This is a genomic window from Gemmatimonadota bacterium, from assembly GCA_026387915.1.
Taxonomy (GTDB): Bacteria; Gemmatimonadota; Gemmatimonadetes; order Gemmatimonadales; family Gemmatimonadaceae; genus Fen-1231.
This window is the reverse complement of record JAPLKS010000017.1, coordinates 300420-316605: the sequence shown is the minus strand read 5'-3', so window position 1 is coordinate 316605 and position 16186 is coordinate 300420. Positions and strand designations below refer to the sequence as shown.

11 protein-coding genes are annotated in these 16186 nt (G+C 63.5%); 1 reads left to right on the top strand and 10 read right to left on the bottom strand.

The genetic code is table 11. The features are described 5' to 3' along the window. Nucleotides 1-3: 3 nt before the first annotated feature. The 4 genes from NTZ43_11145 to NTZ43_11130 all read right to left on the bottom strand — a co-directional run bounded on the left by NTZ43_11145 (nt 4) and on the right by NTZ43_11130 (nt 9417). On the bottom strand, nt 4-1410 hold the full coding sequence (locus NTZ43_11145) for a hypothetical protein (protein ID MCX5767767.1): 1407 nt from the start codon (nt 1408-1410) through the stop codon (nt 4-6). 47 nt (nt 1411-1457) lie between these two features. Further along, nucleotides 1458-5189 carry a carboxypeptidase-like regulatory domain-containing protein gene (locus NTZ43_11140; GenBank protein ID MCX5767766.1) on the bottom strand — a complete coding sequence of 1244 codons (3732 nt, stop codon included), beginning with the start codon at nt 5187-5189 and terminating at the stop codon, nt 1458-1460. A 208-nt stretch (nt 5190-5397) separates the two neighbouring features. Continuing rightward, nucleotides 5398-8715 carry a sialidase gene (locus NTZ43_11135; protein ID MCX5767765.1) on the bottom strand — a complete coding sequence of 1106 codons (3318 nt, stop codon included), beginning with the start codon at nt 8713-8715 and terminating at the stop codon, nt 5398-5400. 141 nt (nt 8716-8856) lie between these two features. After that, nucleotides 8857-9417 carry a hypothetical protein gene (locus NTZ43_11130; GenBank protein ID MCX5767764.1) on the bottom strand — a complete coding sequence of 187 codons (561 nt, stop codon included), beginning with the start codon at nt 9415-9417 and terminating at the stop codon, nt 8857-8859. A 157-nt stretch (nt 9418-9574) separates the two neighbouring features. On the opposite strand from NTZ43_11130, the gene NTZ43_11125 reads away from it, so the two are divergent. After that, nucleotides 9575-11050 (top strand): pyridoxal-dependent decarboxylase, encoded by a 1476-nt coding sequence (locus NTZ43_11125; GenBank protein ID MCX5767763.1) that lies wholly within the window; start codon nt 9575-9577, stop codon nt 11048-11050. Between the two features lie 67 nt (nt 11051-11117). Here NTZ43_11125 and NTZ43_11120 read toward each other — a convergent pair whose 3' ends face one another. The 6 genes from NTZ43_11120 to NTZ43_11095 form a co-directional block, all read right to left on the bottom strand. Continuing rightward, nucleotides 11118-11615 carry an EVE domain-containing protein gene (locus tag NTZ43_11120; protein MCX5767762.1) on the bottom strand — a complete coding sequence of 166 codons (498 nt, stop codon included), beginning with the start codon at nt 11613-11615 and terminating at the stop codon, nt 11118-11120. Nucleotides 11616-11764: 149 nt separating this feature from the next. Further along, nucleotides 11765-13057: an aminotransferase class V-fold PLP-dependent enzyme gene (locus NTZ43_11115; GenBank protein MCX5767761.1), complete on the bottom strand. Its 1293-nt coding sequence runs from the start codon at nt 13055-13057 to the stop codon at nt 11765-11767. 7 nt (nt 13058-13064) lie between these two features. Continuing rightward, complete coding sequence (locus NTZ43_11110; protein MCX5767760.1) at nt 13065-14204, bottom strand: glycogen-binding domain-containing protein; 1140 nt, start codon at nt 14202-14204, stop codon at nt 13065-13067. A gap of 15 nt (nt 14205-14219) precedes the next feature. Beyond that, the gene (locus NTZ43_11105; GenBank protein MCX5767759.1) at nt 14220-14858 is read right to left on the bottom strand and encodes a hypothetical protein; all 639 of its coding nucleotides are present in this window, start codon (nt 14856-14858) and stop codon (nt 14220-14222) included. After that, complete coding sequence (locus NTZ43_11100; GenBank protein ID MCX5767758.1) at nt 14855-15451, bottom strand: isoamylase early set domain-containing protein; 597 nt, start codon at nt 15449-15451, stop codon at nt 14855-14857. Before NTZ43_11100 ends, NTZ43_11105 begins: the two co-directional genes overlap by 4 nt. Further along, the gene (locus NTZ43_11095; GenBank protein MCX5767757.1) at nt 15448-15990 is read right to left on the bottom strand and encodes an RNA polymerase sigma factor; all 543 of its coding nucleotides are present in this window, start codon (nt 15988-15990) and stop codon (nt 15448-15450) included. Before NTZ43_11095 ends, NTZ43_11100 begins: the two co-directional genes overlap by 4 nt. Nucleotides 15991-16186 lie beyond the last annotated feature (196 nt).

The following is a 16186-nucleotide window of genomic DNA, read 5'->3' as shown; positions in this document are numbered from 1 at the left end:
GCCTCACTTCATCTTCGCCACTTCGAGACGTACGCCAGCGCCATCGCGGACGCCCATGTACACCACGCCGTGACCAAAGCCGGCAATCACGCGACCCGCAGGCATCAGCACGCGATCGATCAACTCACCCTTGGCGTTGATCACATCGTACACGGAGCCGCCCTGCACCACCTTGGTGGTGCGCACCCACATATTGCCGTCGAGATCACCGCGCGCCGAACCGGCCTGGAACGGCGGTGCGTAGTCGGGCAGTTCGCTCGGGGAGACCATGTTGATCGGCGGCACATTGACCCCACCAAAGCCACCGCGGCCGCCTTCGCCGCCGCCCCGGCCATCGGTATGCGTGTCCGCACCGCCACGACCGCCTTCGCCGCCGCCGCGCATCGGCGGCATCGGACCGTCACCGCTGATCTGCACACGCAGCTGCTGCCCGCCTCCTCCGAGTCCCGCAACGCCGCCGCCCATCACTGCCGCGGCACCCGCCTGCATCGCACCGGCATTGCCCGACATCGCCGCCGAGCGAACCTTTTCCATCGCGACGCGCGCCGAGTCGAGGAATGCGATCTTGTCCTCTTCCGTCATCCGCTTCCAATCGAACGGCACCTTGGGCGTCGTCGCCTTGGTGCCATCCGGACGCGTCCACTCGATGTGGTAGTCCTGCCCGCGCAACACGGCCACCGATCCGTCGGAAAGGATTGCCCAGTCGTCAACCGTTGGCAACGGGTTCATCGTCACGTTCACCGACACACGGCCGGCATCGTCGCGCGACACTAACACGCTTGACTTCGGAACCTTCAGATACGCGAGCGTGTCCACCTTACGCGTCGCCAAATCCATGCGCATTAGCGGTGCCGAGTCTGGCATCGTGGGCTGCGGCGTGGCACCACTACTGTGATTGTGATCGCCCCCGGCCGCGGGCATCGACATGCGGAACGCCGGCATGCCGCGAAACAGCAGACGGCCGTCGCGGTCGGTGCCCGGCGTGCCATTGGGCCCACCGATCAGCAGCCCCGCCTCATTGGCGCGCGGCACACTCATCACGCGGGCAATCTTCCCCTGACCGTCGAGTACGAGCATAGAAAGCGACTGCGGGTCGACGAACAGCGTGGTGTCACCCTTCCACGGAATGAGGCCGCCCGCACGCGAGCTGTACGCGTTGGCGGTGGCGCTGGTCGTGTCGGCGATCACCGCGTACGAGGCAAGCGTCGTGTCGAACAGCACCACCTTACGCCCATTCAAGTCGTTGATGATGACGCGGCCATCGGGAAGCTGACGCGCCTGCGACACCGCGCCCAGCAGTTCCTTTGACACGTGCGTGACCGGACCGAGCGGACGCTCGCGCACCGGCTGCTGGGCCCCGAGGGCGCCCGCGAGGGCGACGGTGGCAAAGAACGTTCGAGCGAGAGGCATGGCAGTGTTGGTTGAACGGTGGTCGTAATGGTTGTTTTGCGAGCGCATCAGCGCATGATGATGAAGTGGCGTTCGCCGCCGTCGCCGACGGGCATGCCCATGCCGCCACCGCCGCCGAACGCGCTGCCGCCAGCGCCCGCCGTGCCGCTGCGGATCGCCGCGAGGTACCGCGGTTCAAGATAACTGGCCACGATGGCTGGCAGCTTGCGGCGCTGTTCCGGCGATAGAAGTCCCTTGGTACCTGGGGCGAGCTTGGTGAGCACATCCACCGTTCCCTCGCGGGCCCGACGGTACACGCGGTACGCCTCATCTTCGTCGTACTTGTCCGGAAGTGCAGCGAGCAACTTGGCGGCCGGGCTCCAGATGGAGTCGAGGCGCACCGTGTACCAACGATTGAGTGTCGCGAGGCTGTCGGCCTGCTTCTGCGTGAGGCCCAGGGAATCCGCCTGGCGTAGCATGGTGGCCATTGGATTGACGAGACCGCCGGCATTCGCATAGACCATTTTCAGAATCTGCTCGCTCATCTTGTTCCCCGCCGAACGGCGGCCAACATTGAGCTGCGACACCAACTGTTGTTTTTCGCGAGCCGGGCCAAGATCAAAGCGCATCATCGCCGTCACCACCACCGGCTGGCGGAAGGCGTTGGTGGCCGGGCTGGTGTTGCCAAAGCGCTGGTTGACTTCGTACTTGAAGCGCTGCGCCGTCGGGTCGTAGCCACGCACGTACAGCAGCTGATTATCCGGCGTCGCCGGCTGCCCCCATCCCTTCAGGTTGTTCTCGCCGTGCAACACCAAATCCGCCGCACCGAGCGGATTGTTGATAGCCAAACTGAGCGTGGCGCGCTGCGGCAACCCGAGTTTGAGCGGGTTAAACGAGATCGACATATTCGCTGTGGTCGTCCACGGACCTTCGCAGCTGTTGCGGTCGGCAATGCGCCCAAGCTGCCCCTGCAGACAGTTGCGCACATTGGCGCTGCTCTTGGCAAGCAACGACCGCATGGCGCTCGCCACCGTCGGATCGGGAGCCGTGGCGGGATTGTAGATGAAGGCACGGTCGTTGGAATAGCCGTCGCCGTTGACGTCGCCCGCGATCGTCGGCGTGAACGGTGATCCCGACTGTACGCGGCCGTTCCACGACACGCGCACGGCGTCAAAGAAGTTGTAGCCCACCGTGTACGTCACCTGATGATGCGCGTCCATCGACGACCGCCCCCACGTCACATCGAGCGGATTTCCGGCCGTGCTCGAAAAGCCGCGATACTGCTCGCGGAAGTTCGAGTACACGTACGCGAGGTTCCACGACCAGCTGGTATTGAACGTCACTGGAGAGAAACTCGCCTGCAACTGCTGACTCTCTGAGGTGAGATCGCTCCGCATCTCTGACACGCGGTTGTACAAACTCGTCACCCGCGCGTCGCGCGAGGCAATCGCGCCCGAGGTTGGCACAATGCTGGTGGGCTGTACGTACACGGGACGCCCAGCTTCGCTGGCCAGCGCAAACCGCTGCACGGGTGAAAAATTCAGATCCACGCCAGCGCCGGTCTGGTTCATGTTGCGCGAGTACGTACCCTGGAACGTGGCCTGAAACGTGTTATTGAGAATCGAACCGCTCCACGACAGCACGGAGCGAAGCGCACGTTGCGCGGCATAATCTTTGGAAAACAACGTCACGTTGGGCGCACTGTTGGCAAACACAGTCCCGGCCGATCCGTCAACACACGCCGACGGAATATTCGCCAAGCTCGTGCTGTAGGCGTCCCAGTTGGGCAACGGCGCCGCAGGTCCCATGCACGTCACCTGCTGCACCGCACTTGGCAGACCAGTGTTGTCGATCGCGTTGCCGACCAACTGCGTCTGCGGGGTGTTCTGGAATACGCCAATGCCGCCGCGCACCACCGCGCGCGGGCCGCGCATGGCACCTTCAAAACCCCCAATCTGCTGCGCCGTGCCGTAGGTCCACGAAAAACCAACGCGCGGACTCAGGTAGACTTTGTTCGGCACGTAATCGTTGCGCACGCCAAACGTCTCTTCGAGCTTCGTATTCCGAACGGGAATCCCTTCGTACTGATTGCCGTCCACGCGCAGACCGTACTGAATCTGCAAGTCACTGGTGCGGCGGTACGAATCACCGAGCGCGATGCCACCGATATACTGCGCACCTTCACGCTGACGCGGCGACAGATTGCGACTGAACACCGCGGGGCGTCCGGCCTGCACATCGGCCAGCGAGTTGAACGAGAACGAACCCAGCAGGTTGGTGGTCTGGTCCTGCGTGTAATCGTCGCGGCGCAGTTCGGTGGTGAGCTTAATGCGATGCTTGTTGTTCTCGCTAAACCAACTGAGCAGGTTCGAGAACTGCGCCGTCCCATTGCGCGACGATGCATTGAGAAACGCGCTGCCGCCGAACTGGACGAACTTCACGCCATTGGTGCCGTCGGCAAACGCCGAATTGACGAGCACACTTCCGCTCGGCAACGACAGATACGGCGTCCCCCAGTTCTTGGCCGAACTGTAAGAGAGCTGTGTTTCGCTGAGCACCCCGAATCCGAAATACGTCGAGTGGCGCCCCTGCACCATGCCGTTCCAGTTGGTGCGGTCGCCGCTGTGCGCCGGAAACTCGCCCGTGGCGTTGAGCACCGGCGTGTTCTTTCCCCACGAGCCCTGATACGTAAGGTTCCACGCCGTGCCGCTCCGCGAACCCGTTGGGGCCACATCAATCGTCCCCAGCACTAGCCCCTGATCACTCATACGGTTGCTCGGGATGCCCCCGAGCGTGGTCGGCACCTTGAGCTGATTCAGAATATTCGTGAGTCGTGTCACAGAGTCGGCGGAGATGCCGCTCGTTTGCAAACCAAGCGCGTCCGTGTTGAGCAACGTTTTGAGTTCGTTCGACCGCCGCCCAAGCTGATAGCTGAAGGTGTAGAACGATTCGTCGAGCTTCACCGGACCAGAGAAACGGCCGCTGAGCGACGCGTTGCTGTATTCCTGCCCCAGCGCGCGTGCCGCGCGGTCGGTCCACTGTAGCGCGGGCGAGTCGAGATTGAGTGACGCCGAGCGAATTTTGAAGTTCGACCCACCACTCGTGCGCACGCTGAACCGACCACCGCTCGACCCGCCACTGCTCACGTCCCACTGCGAGGAGTTGAGCGAACTCGAGAGCGCCGCGTCGCGCGGCAGGTCGCCGCCGCCGAACGCTGCGCCGTTCAGCGTCGTGCTGCTCTGATCGGCGGAGAGGCCGAGCACGGAGAAGCCCGACGGATCGCCGTCAGCGCCGGGAATGAGCGTCACGCCGGGAAGCGACGCCGCCATCGCGGCCAAGTTGCCGAGTTGGTCGGCCGCGAGCGCCGACGTGTTGACGGCCTTCTCCGTCCCGGAGATGTCTTTGTTGGCATCGTTGCGATCTACACGATCGCGAGAGCCGGTAATGCGCATCGCGTCGAGCTCCTGCGAGCGACTCAACTTGGCGTCGGCGATCAGGATATCCTGATCCGCCGTGCGCTTGACCTCAAATCGCTTCTGCGCGTAGCCGATCTGATTGAAGGTGACGAAATAGTCGCCCTCGCCATTCGGAAAGGTGACGGTAAAGCGGCCGCCCTTATCGGTACGGGCCTGCCGGTTCACCGCGCCAGAGATCGACGTGACAGTGACCCGCACCCCTTCGATCGGGACCGAATCTTGGTTGATCACCTTGCCGCGGATCACGTCCGTTTGGGCGGCGAGCGGCTTGGCGGCAATCAGGAATAACACGCAGAGCAGAAACTGCAGGCGGCGCAACGACACGGAGGGAGGGGCGGATAGTGGATAGAGCGGGGGGCGGTCCTCTGCCCCTGAGGCCCGTGGTTCCTGCGAGTAGTGAGACACCACGAGGCTAGTAAAAGGTTGCCGCCGGTCCCCCTCGGGGAACCGGCGGCTCCTTAACCTATATACGCAGCAGGTCGGAATCGGGTTCAAAATACCCTCAAATTCCCTGATTTCCCCACCCCCGCAGCTACGGCAGGATCGCCGGCACCGCCTTTTTGGCCAGAATGTCGGACAACTGTGGTCCCTTTGCCGCGTTGAAGGCCTTCACGTCCTTCTCCATCAGCTTCGTGAACGCGGCTTTCGCCACGCTCAGATCCTTTTCGAGCTCCCCGAGCGTGGCCGCCTGCGCGTCCGTCGGCCGATACTCAGCGCCGCCCGCCACGTCGCCGCCGCCCGTACCCACCTCGGCCGACAGCCAGATCAACCCGAGGTAGAGTTTGTGCCGTTCGGTGAACCACTTGTCGTCGCTGTGGAGCTCAGTGCGCGACAGTAACTGCAGCTCCACTTCGAGCGCTTTCGCCTCCACCTCCGCGAGTCGCGCCTTGGTGGCTGCGCTCGTGCCGTCGGCCGCAGTGAGATCCTCGATCTGCTTACGCAACACCTCAAGCCGGTTGATGAGATCCACCGTGCCATTAATGGCGCTCACCGCCCGCACCTGCGCCGACGTGGCCGCCTGCAAATCCGCGATGTTGCTCGGCAACGAGGGATCCTTGGCCACCGTGAATGCCTGCGTCGCCGTGGCGTTACCTGACACGATTTTCACGGAATACCGCCCCGGCGCCGCCAAGGCACCCGCGCGCTGCGGTTGCTGAATGCCCCAGTGATCGACAATGCGCGTGTCTTTGTTCTTGAAGCGCGGCTCGTCCCAAATGCGCGGGTTATCGGGCGGCGTCGTGCGCAACTCCGGCTGTTTGGGCCCTTCGTGCCGCAGATCCCACGTCACGCGATTGGTGCCGGCACGCGCCAGCGTCCGCAGGGTGCGCACCACCGTACCAGCCGAGTCCACAATCTCAATGGCGAGCGAATCGCGCGGCGCGTCCTTGAGCGTGAAGGTGACATCCGCACTTCCACCGCGCGCCGTGCGAAGGCCGGGACGCGGTTCAAAAATACGAATCGGGGCGTCGGCCACCTGCTTGTCCGATTGCTCCAACAGCGTGATGTCGCGCAGCACCCAGAGCCCGCGCCCATAGGTCGAGACGACCACATCGTGCTGGTGCTTGTTGATGGTGATCCACGACGCCGGCGCCGCCGGAAGCCCGGCGTCGAGCTTCGTCCACTTGGCACCATCGTTGAGCGAATAGAATATTTCGTGCCCCGTGCTCGCAAAGAGCATACCCTTGCGATTCGGGTTTTCGGCAATGCTCATGGCGTACGCGAGCGGATGATCCTGTGGAAGCCCGTCGCTGATGCGCGTCCACGTCTTGCCAAAGTCGGCGGTCTTGAAGATGTACGGCTTGCGGTCGTCCATCATGTGGTAATCCGCCACCACATACGCGGTGCCGGCATCGAAGCGCGACGGTTCAATGCGACGAATCGTGGCCCACGGCGCCATCCCCGTGACGTTCTTGCTCACATCGTTCCACTGCTTGCCGCCGTCGGCGGTGTACCAGATCTTGCCGTCGTTCGTGCCAGCCCACACCAAGCCGCGCTTGATCTCACTTGGCGCAATCGAAAAGACCACTTCGCCGTAGAACTGGCCGAGGTTGTCGCCGATGATGCCGCCGCTCGAGACGATGCGCGTGGGATCGTTGGTGGACAAATCGGGACTGATCACGTTCCAGCTCTGTCCGCCGTTCGACGTTTTGAAAATCACCTGACAGCCGTAGTACACGGTCTGCGGATCGAACGGATCAATGGCGAGTGGCGGCGTCCAGTGGCAGCGATACTTGGAATTGTTCGGTTCAAAGTCGAGCGTGTGCCGCCACGGACTCACCGAACGCACCTGCCCCATTTTATGATCGTAACGCGTGACCGTGTTTCCGTAGCAGGTGGCCCACACGACGTCGGTGTTGCCAGGCGTTGGAATCGTGAAACCCGATTCGCAGCCACCGAGCGGTCCCTGCCATGGCGATACGCCACCGCCTCGAGCCCCGAAGCCGCCGAAGTCTGCAGCCGCGTTGTCTCCGTCAGGGGCACTGGCCGCACCGCCACGCCCCGCCCCTGCTCCGCGCGCACCGCCGCGCCCATAGCCAGGCACATTGCTCACCGTCATCTGCGCCGCGCTCGAGGCGCGCACCGAGCGGCTGTCGTCTTGCTTGTTGCTGTAGATCCAGTACGGCATTTGGTCGTCGATCGCCACGTGGTACATCTGCCCCACGGGGAGCGAGAACTGATTGAAGCTCACGCCGTGATTGCGCGTGATGCCGGCGCCGCCGTCACCCGTGGTCACCCAGTGCGACGGATTGCGCGGATCCATCCAGATATCGTGGCAATCGCCACACCCGCGATCGCTGAGCGGCCACGTTTCGCCGCCGTCGTACGAGCGCTTGAAGGTGGAGTTGGCAATCAACACTTCGAGATCGTTCTGCGGATTGACGTCAATACGGATGTAGTAGCCCGCGCGCCCAATGAGCGAGCGATCCCAACTCACCACTTTCCACTTCTTGCCGCCGTCGTCGCTGCGCCACACGGAGCCCTGCGTGGGCGTTTGAATGAGCGCGTACATCCGCTTGCCGTTCGACGGCGCGATGGCCACATCCACTTTGCCGAGTGGCGACTTGGGCATCCCCGCCGCATCAGACTGCCGTGCCCAGGTGGAACCGCTGTCGTGCGAGACGTACACACCACTGCCCGCGCCGCCGCTGTACATGGCGTACGTGTGCATCACCACTTCCCACGTGCCAGCAATAAGATTTTTCGGATCGCTCTTGTCGATCGATAACCCAGAGCAGCCTGTGTTTTCATTGACAAAAAGCACCCGTTGCCAGTTGGTGCCGCCGTCCGTGGTGCGATACACGCCGCGCTCCTGCTGCGGCCCCGTCGCGCGGCCGAGTGCGCAGACGTAGACGATGTTGGGGTTGGTGGGATGCACAATGATTTTGCCAATGCGCCCCGTTTCCTTGAGCCCCATGTTCGTCCACGTCGCGCCAGCGTCGTTGGATTTGTACACGCCGTCGCCCATGACGTCGGCGTCGCGAATGGCCCACGCTTCACCGGTCCCCGCCCACACCACACGTGAGTTGGACGGTGCCACGGCGAGCGCGCCAATGGCCTGCGACGACTGGTCGTCAAAGATCGGCTGAAAAGTGCGCGCGCCGTCGGTGGTCTTCCACACGCCACCGGAGGCCGCACCGAAGTAGTAGGTCATGGAATCGCCGGGGATGCCCGCCACCGATGCAATGCGCCCGCCGTTGTCGGGTCCCACATAGTCGAAGCGCGGCGGCTGCACCGCCTGTGCGCCACCACTACCGCCGCGCCCACCGCCGCGCTGCGCGAGCGCGGGAACGGCGATACACGCCGACAGAACCAGCGCGGACACTACACGCACACACGAGAAAGCACGCATCAGATTGCCTCGGAATGGGCCGTTCGACGGTTTGAGCGACGGCAGAGAATGTACGGCATTGTCACAAACGCGGCACGGGCGCGCAGCCGGTGGCTACGCGCCCGCACCCGTACTTCCCCCTACCACCCACTCTGCCGCCCGTTATCTGGGCCAGAGCCAACCAAAGATCCCGGCGGTAAACAGCGCGTAGAGTAACCCGTCCGCCGCCGACGCGAGCGTGATTCGCCAGGCGCGACCGTACCAGATGGACGTCTGCGGCAGCGCCATGGCGTAGCAGCTGAAGGTCGTCACGCCGGCAAAGCGAAACACCTCGAGGTACGAAGCACCGGGCGGCAAGGCGCGCCCCGTCACATACGCGGCCAGCGTGCCGATCACGAGCGAATACACAAACCACGTCGCCAGTTGACTCGCCATGCCAAAATCGCCCGGTGGCAACATCGTCAGTATGAACCGTGGCCCCTGCTTGGCTTTCGCCTGGAACTCCGGCGACTTCATATCGGCCATCGACGAGGGCCGCGGTGCCATATAGTCACCAGCGCTCAGATTGAATGGGCGCAGTGCCGACATCACGTCCGCTTCCCGCTCCAGCGTGCGATAGTCGCTTTTGTGCCAGGGCAGCACCATGTGCACCAGCGAACTCAACACGAATACCGCCACAGCCGACAACACAATCGGCAACCACAGCGCGTGAAGACCTGTCATAAATCCTCCGACGGGGGGTGTTATACAGCCGACTCGGCGAACAGACTTCTGTAAACTACGTAACCTGTATGCTGGTGACAAATGGAAAGTCACGCCGACATGCCCCCGAGCCAACTTCAAGTCGCTTCGCCCCTGAACCATCGCTAGAGTTCCCGCCATGCAAACGCCCAACCACAAATCCGACCTCACGCTCGACCCCGCCAACTGGGACGAGTTTCGCGCCATCGCCCATCGCATGGTCGATGACGCACTCGACCACATGTCCACACTCAGTGAGCGCGCCCCGTGGACGCCGTTGCCGCCCGCCGTGCGTCAGGCGCTGACCACCGAGCCCGTGCCGCACACGCCGCAGGGCATTGAACGTGTGTACGCCGAGTTCGCCGAGCGCGTGCTGCCGTACACCAATGGCAATCGCCACCCGCGCTTCTTCGGTTGGATTCAAGGCAACGGCACGCCGCTCGGCATGATGGCCGACATGCTGGCCGCTGGCATGAACGCGCATCTCGCCGGGCTCGACCAAGCACCGAAGCTTGTGGAGATGCAGGTGATTGCCTGGCTCGCCGAGTTGATGGGATTCCCCAAAGATTCATCGGGGCTGCTCGTCAGCGGCGGCTCCATGGCGAACATCCTCGCACTCGCCGTGGCGCGCCACGCCACCTGTGGCTTTGACGTGCGCGAAGCCGGACTGCACAACAGTCCGCGACTCACCGTATACACCTCAAGCGAAATCCACAGCTGGGCACAAAAAGCCGTCGAACTGTTCGGCATGGGGAACGCTTCGCTGCGCCGAGTGCCGGTCAACGACGACCTGCGCGTGAATGTCGACGCCATGCGCACCATGATTGCCGCCGATCGCGCCGCCGGCATGCGTCCCATCTGCGTGATTGGCTCCGCCGGCACGGTGAACAGTGGTGCGATTGACGATCTCAACGCACTCGCCGATCTCGCCGCGAGCGAAAAACTCTGGTTCCACGTGGACGGTGCCTTTGGCGCGCTCGCCGCGCTTTCGCCAGCGCTCAAACCGCGCGTCGCCGGCATGGAACGCGCCGACTCCGTGGCGTTTGATCTCCATAAATGGGGCTATCTCCCCTATGAGATTGCCTGCTTTCTTGTACGAGACGCCGAGGCGCATCGGTCAACGTTCGCCGTTACGCCCACCTATTTGCGCGACGAAGGCCGTGGCGTGATTGCCGGCGGACTGCCCTTTGCCGATCGCGGCCCCGAGCTCACGCGTGGGTTCAAGGCGCTCAAGGTCTGGATGACGTTCAAGGCCGAAGGGGTGGCGCGCATTGCCGACGTGATTGAGCAGAACGTGGCGCAGGCCGTGGCCTTCGCAGAACGCCTCGCGCGCATTCCGCACGTCGTGGTCGTAGCACCGGTGTCACTCAACGTGGTCTGCTGGCGCGCGATTCCGCCGAACGCGACGGATAGCGAAGCCGACGATTTCAATAAAGAACTGTTGCTTCGTATTCAGGAAGGCGGTGTCGCAGTCCCAAGCGGTTCACAGCTCGGCGGACGCTACATCATTCGCGTGGCCTGCTCGAATCATCGCAGCACCTGGGCGGATTTCGAAACGCTGCTCGACGGTGTGGCTCGGATCACGCGCGAGATGCTGTCAGAACGCAGCGCTTAACATCCGTCAGAAAAACGACACGGGGGCGACGGCTGCTGCCGTCGCCCCCGTGTCGTTGCTACACCGCTTACTCGCCGCGCACGCCGCCCATCATGCAGATGGTGCGCCACTCCGCCGCCGTCACCGGCACCACCGACAGACGACTCACGCGAATGAGCGCCATCGTCGCGAGATCGGCGCGCGCCTTGATGGCTTTCAGCGAGACCGGCTGCGGGATTTTCGCGATCGCGCGCACATCCACCATCATCCAGGTGGGATTCGCCGCGTCGCTGTCGGGATCGAAGTGATCGTGACCGCGCGTCGTGGCGGTGTGGTCCGCGTAGCCCTCGCGCACCACTTCGCAGATGCCGGCAATGACCTGCGGATCGGCGTTGGAGTGGTAGTAAAAAGCCATGTCGCCCTTCTTCATGCCGTCGCGCATAAAGTTACGCGCCGCATAGTTGCGCACGCCGTCCCAGCACGTAGTGCGCGCGGGCGCCGCGAGTAGATCGTCAAACGAAAAGACCTCGGGCTCGCTTTTCACTAACCAATAGCGTCGCTCGCCTTTCGCGCGCGGCGAGAACACCGCGCCCCACGGCCCGCCAGCCGGCTGAGCCTTGGCGGCGGGCACGGCACGCTTCACAGTTTTCCCCGCTGCAACGGTTTTTGCCTTCGCGCCTTTCGCCTTCAGCGCCTTCTTTTTCGCCGCCATCTCACTCCTGAAAAGAACAACGCTTATACAATGCCTTTCTTGATCGCCTTCGTGACCGCATCCGCAAACGTGTCAATCTCCTCCACCATCGTGTACACGTTGGGCGTAATGCGAATGCCCCGAAACTCCGGATGCACAATGGGCGTGTTTACAATCTTGTACTTATCGAGAAGCCAGCCGCCGAGTTTACCAGGCTCAATCCCCTTCACATTGAACAAGCAGATGGCGCCGCTCTTCTCGCCGGTGAGCGGCGTCAGCACTTCCACGCGATCGCTCTCGGCAAGGAGTCGGTTGGCCCAACGATTTCGCAGATACCGCAACCGTGCAATCTTGCGTTCGGCGCCAATCCCGCGACTGAACGCGACGGCCGCGCTCACGGCATTGAAGTTGGCCTGCGGGTGCGTGCCAATCTCTTCGTACTTGCGAATGTTCGCCTGATTGGCGCTCACTGAGCCCATCAGCGACCAGAGCTTCGCAATCTTCGACTGACGCACATAGAGGAATCCGGTACCGATCGGCGCCAGCGTCCATTTATGCAAACTCGTGCCGTAGTAGTCGCAGTCGAGATCGTCGCGCTTGAACGGGAAGTGATTGAACGCGTGCGCGCCGTCCACAAACACCTCGATGCCAAGCGGGCGCGCCATGTCCACAATCTTGCGCACCGGCAAAATCTGGCCCGTGAGGTTGGTGATGTGCGTGACCTCAATCACCTTGGTGCGCGGCGTAATCGCCTGCCGGAACTGCTCGACGATATACTCGTCGCTCGGCGGCGGCACCTTGAAGGAGATCTGCTTGAGCACAATCCCCTCGCGGCGCACGCGCTGCTCCCACGAGGTGATCATGCGCGGATAGTTCTGGTTAGTGAGCAACACTTCGTCGCCGCGCTTGAGGTCGAGACCGAAAATCATGATCTCGTTCGCTTCGCTGGCGTTGCGCACGACGGCCATTTCTTCGGGGTCGCATCCGAATTCCTTGGCGAGATCGCGTCGCGTGCTCTCCATGCGCGGCTCGAGCACGCGCCACATGTGCTCCACCGGCAGCTCGTTGGTAAAGCGCAGATCGCGGAACAACTGCTCGAGCACATGGCTCGGCGTCGGCGAAATGCCGCCGTTGTTCAAGTTGATCATCGTGCGGTCGGCGTCGAAGGCGCGCTGGATCTGACTCCAGTACGTCTCGTCCTCCGCCACCTCGAGCGGCGACCGTTCGCCAGCAATCGCGTTCGCCTTGAACAATCGCGCAAAGGCATTGTCGCGCATCATCGGCAACGAGACACCCGCGCCGGCCAGGCTCTTCACGAACGTGCGACGATCGGTCATGGCATCCTCAGGGTACGATGATCAAGCCGTATTCACCACCGAATTCATCCTTCATCTTCGCCAAGTTCCCCGGCGAGCGCCACGCCCCGCCGTCGAACCGTACCGCCACGCGATGCCGTCCTGAGGGGAGCCGCACCTCGAGCTCCCAACCGTTGGCCGTGCGGTGAAGCGGCGCCGGCTCCCAGCCACTGAAATCGCCGGCAATATCCACCGACACCCCATCGGGCACGTTCACCGCTACGAGAAGGAGCGCGCCACCCGGTTGCGGTACAAGGCGGGCAAACGAGTTCACCCCTGGAACGTCGGCTTCACTGCGCGACGGCCGCCACGTGAGACGCACGGTAGCCGATGCGATCGTCGCGTCCGGTGTGCCGCGAACAGGGTCGGCCAGCACGCGCCCGCCCGTCAGCGCCAACGCCACACGGTCGGAGACAGCCCAACTGGCGCTCCAGAGCACGGCCTGCTGAGCGGCGTTCGTGGCGCGACGTCCCACACGCCACGTTTTCTGCACATCCGCCGTGAACGGACCGTTCACCCAGCGGAGCGAGGCCATGACATCGTCCACGTCGTAGCTCGACGCGTCGCGATTCAGAAATATTCCGGCCGCTTCAAACAGCGGCCAATCGTCGGTGCGCAGGTGGCTGCCCGACACAGAGGCCGTCCATCCACCGCCCTGTATCCACGCACCGCCCTCGACCGCCGTGCCGTGGCTCGGGTCGAGGTCGCGCAGTGTCTGCCCCTCTGCCAGGCTCATCCACGCGCCACCGGGGCCCCAGAGCACGCGCGGCCGAACCACACCGTACACGTTGCCGCCGCGACCCACGTTTGACACGCCAAAAATATTGAGTCCGGCGCCCCCCTCCAGCACAAACCACGCGCTGGGATCTGGGCGCCACGCCACGCCGCTCGCAATCTGGGCCGCCGACGAACGATCACCGGTGTTGGTGAGTGCGCCCGATACGAGAAAGGCGTAGCGCGGATCGGAGGAACGCCACGTGGCATTCACCACCGCGGCCTGACGCTCGTCGCGCGCGCGCTGCTGCACGCGCGCCACCCCGACGCCGACCTCGACTTCCTGCGGTGATTGGGCCTCGGCGGCGCGAACAGCCGCCAGCAAGAAAGCCCACGCAATGAAGCGTGGACTCATGCCATGCGTGTGGCCTTACCGAGGGCGAACATTGACGTTCGACACAGGTGGCGGCGGCGGCAAGAGTGAAAGGACTCCTCGGCCGCGCAGATCGAGCGCTACATCGGGCTTCAGCCCGGCAGCCACATCGCCCTGCACGTCCCGACCCAGTGCCGTAAGTTGCACACCGGTCGCGCCCCGCGCCATCAGGTCGAGCATCATTGCGGCGGCCTTTTTGGCGGGGACGCCACGGGCCACCAGCTCGGTAATCACACCGAGTTCCATCGCGATCGAGCGGTTGGGTGCCCGATCCCGCATCTGCTTGATGGTTTTTTCCGAGACGCCCATCGAAATCGCGTCTGCACCGGCGGCGAGTTCATCCACCGTCGCCGTGGGACCAAGCAGGTCGTACGCCGTCTTCATGCGCTTTTCGAGCGCGGCCATCGCCGAGCGGATGCTCTTAATTGTGGCCTTTTTGGCCACGCCTTCGAGCGCCTTGGAAACAAAGGGCTCCGCCGGCAGACGCAGCGACGAGGCGCTGACCAAATGGGCATTCACCACGTCGCGCGTGGCGTTATCGCGAATGAGCGAGAGCCGCGCGTCCTGCGCGCCCGCAACGCCCGCCGCCGCAACCAGCAGCGCGGCAATCGTCAGAAATGAAGTGCGTGAGGTCATGGCGTAGGTACCATCAGCACGGAGGCGTCGCCCCCGTAATCGTTGTCGCGCGCCTTGGGGGAGCGTGGGTCGGCGACCAGCGTCGTACCGTCGACCAGGAACGCGTACACATGGCGGCCGGGCTTTGCGAGCACCGTCGCCGCCCACGGACCATCCACTCCCACACGCGTCATGGGGGTAGCCGAGGGGTCCCAACTATTGAAATCACCGACGATGGTCACCGAGCGCGCATTCTTGGCGTCGTACACCATCGGCACCGGCACACCGCGCGAGGCGGCTCCGGCATCGGCGGCCGGCGTCAGCACCGGATGCTCCGACGTCTGCGTGCCAAGCGTCTCTGCGGCGCCCGTCATCGCGGCGCGCGTTACAAACCCAATGACCAGCGCGGCCGCCATCAGAAGCCCAGTTGAAGCCAGAGAGAGCGACGGTCGACGGAACCAACCCAAAACCGCGCGCGCGCGCGCCGGTCGCATGGACCGGTGCACCGCAGCCGCCGATGTGATTTCGAGCACGGCCATCGGATTCACCATCGGCAATGCCGACAGTGAACGCGCCGCTCTGTCAATCACCTCGTCCCGCTCGTCCGTGATCATTTCTCCACCTTGGTCAGCCGGGCGCGCAGCGTATCACACGCGCGCTTCACCCGCATTCGTAATGCCGAGAGACCGACTCCGGTCACTGCGGCGATGTCTTCGTATGACAAATCCTCGACGTGACGCAGCAGGAACGCTTCCTTCTGCTCCACCGGGAGCGTTTCCAAAATCACCCGCACTTCTTCGGCCCAATCCGCGCCGAACTCTTCTTCCTCGGGCGCCGCCGCCGCCGACAGGGGCAGATCGCCGTACTCGATCATCGACTGATGCCGCCGCGAACGAGCGTGGATCGTGCGGCACCGATTGGCCAAAATGCGAAAAAGCCACGGATCGAACCGGGCGTCTTCCCGAAACCGCGGGAAACTGTCGAACACCCGCACGAACGCATCCTGCACGGCCTCTTCGGCGTCCTGGTCACTCCCCAACATGTTGCGCGCAAACCGGAGACACCGCGGATAGTAGTACTCCACGATCTCGATGAACGCCTTCTCATCGCCGGCTCTGGCCCGCAGGGGAACGGCTGGATCGATCTCGTTCACGCTGTGCCTGGTCTGGAATGCATTCCGGACGTTACCCAGCCGTCGAACAAGGCGCCACCCGAAGCCCCCCCGCGCCATGCGCCCCACACTTCATTATCTATTACCCCGTGGGCGCGGGCGGCGTCACCAAAGCCCCCTCCGCTCGCCTCCGGGGCGCTATTGCGGCACTTTTCTGACATTCCTTTGGCCGAGCGAG

Coding starts and splice junctions, on each gene's coding strand:
- NTZ43_11145 (MCX5767767.1), bottom strand. CDS start 1,410: ATGCCTCTCGCTCGAACGTTCTTTGCCACCGTCGCCCTCGCGGGCGCC.
- NTZ43_11135 (MCX5767765.1), bottom strand. CDS start 8,715: ATGCGTGCTTTCTCGTGTGTGCGTGTAGTGTCCGCGCTGGTTCTGTCG.
- NTZ43_11130 (MCX5767764.1), bottom strand. CDS start 9,417: ATGACAGGTCTTCACGCGCTGTGGTTGCCGATTGTGTTGTCGGCTGTG.
- NTZ43_11125 (MCX5767763.1), top strand. CDS start 9,575: ATGCAAACGCCCAACCACAAATCCGACCTCACGCTCGACCCCGCCAAC.
- NTZ43_11115 (MCX5767761.1), bottom strand. CDS start 13,057: ATGACCGATCGTCGCACGTTCGTGAAGAGCCTGGCCGGCGCGGGTGTC.
- NTZ43_11110 (MCX5767760.1), bottom strand. CDS start 14,204: ATGAGTCCACGCTTCATTGCGTGGGCTTTCTTGCTGGCGGCTGTTCGC.
- NTZ43_11105 (MCX5767759.1), bottom strand. CDS start 14,858: ATGACCTCACGCACTTCATTTCTGACGATTGCCGCGCTGCTGGTTGCG.
- NTZ43_11100 (MCX5767758.1), bottom strand. CDS start 15,451: ATGATCACGGACGAGCGGGACGAGGTGATTGACAGAGCGGCGCGTTCA.